Origin of the sequence: Siccirubricoccus deserti (assembly GCF_014283215.1) — a bacterium.
Taxonomy (GTDB): Bacteria; Pseudomonadota; Alphaproteobacteria; order Acetobacterales; family Acetobacteraceae; genus Siccirubricoccus; species Siccirubricoccus deserti.
The window spans coordinates 1-824 of the sequence record NZ_JACOMF010000250.1 but is presented as its reverse complement, the minus strand read 5'-3'; the positions used below and the strand labels follow the sequence as shown (position 1 = coordinate 824).

At 65.2% G+C, this 824-nt stretch carries 1 protein-coding gene and 1 pseudogene; one reads left to right on the top strand and one right to left on the bottom strand.

Annotation, left to right across the window (positions count from 1 at the left end):
- A partial coding sequence (locus H7965_RS30150; RefSeq protein WP_186774116.1) for a transposase occupies window positions 1-640 on the top strand: 640 nt, incomplete at its 5' end.
- 9 nt (window positions 641-649) lie between these two features.
- Here H7965_RS30150 and H7965_RS30145 read toward each other — a convergent pair.
- A pseudogene (locus H7965_RS30145) lies at window positions 650-824 on the bottom strand (IS66 family transposase); the annotation flags it as partial.

Sequence of the window (824 nt, the reverse complement as noted above, 5' to 3'; positions counted from 1 at the left end):
CTCCGGCCAACTCGCCGAGCTCGACCAGGTGATGGCGGCAAAGGCGCTTGATGATCCGCAGGCGAAGCGGCTGATGACCATCCCTGGGGTGAGTTACGTTGTTGCCTCGACGGTACTCGCCTCGATCGGGGACGTGTCCAGGTTCGAAACGCCACAGAAGCTGAGCAGCTACTTCGGTCTCACGCCGAAGGTGCGGCAGTCCGGCGACGGCCCCGCCCGGCATGGCCGCATCTCGAAGCAGGGCAACAGCGCAGCGCGCAAGATGCTGGTCGAGGCGGCTTGGTCGGCCAAGACGGCGCCGGGCCCGCTCCGCGCCTTCTTTGTCCGCGTGCAGAAAAAGCGCGGCTCCGGCGCGGCCGCGGTTGCGACAGCCCGGAAGCTCGCAGTCATGATCTGGCATGTTCTGACCAGCGAGCAGGAGTACACGTTTGCCCGCCCGGCGTTCACCGCCATGAAGCTCAGGAAGGTGGCCCTGAAGGCAGGGGCACCCCGCGAGTACGGCAAGGCCGGGCCCGCGCGGGACTACTGGATTGAAGAGATCCGGCACCGGGAGATGGACTATGTCGAACGTGCCGAACGAGCCTACGAGCGGATGGTGGCCGCTTGGCGCGAGAAGCCACCAAAATCCGCTGCGGCATGACAATTAGGGCTTCTCAACACCATCCGTCGTCAGGCAGATCCGGCCGTCATTGAGGAACCGGGAGAACGCTTCCCAGCGCGTCAGCATGTAGTCCATCGCCTTGGCAACCGAGTTGTGCCGAGACAGCCTGCCGCGGCTTTCCTTCATCCAGGTCTCGAACTCGGCGACGAGCGGCGCGATGTGC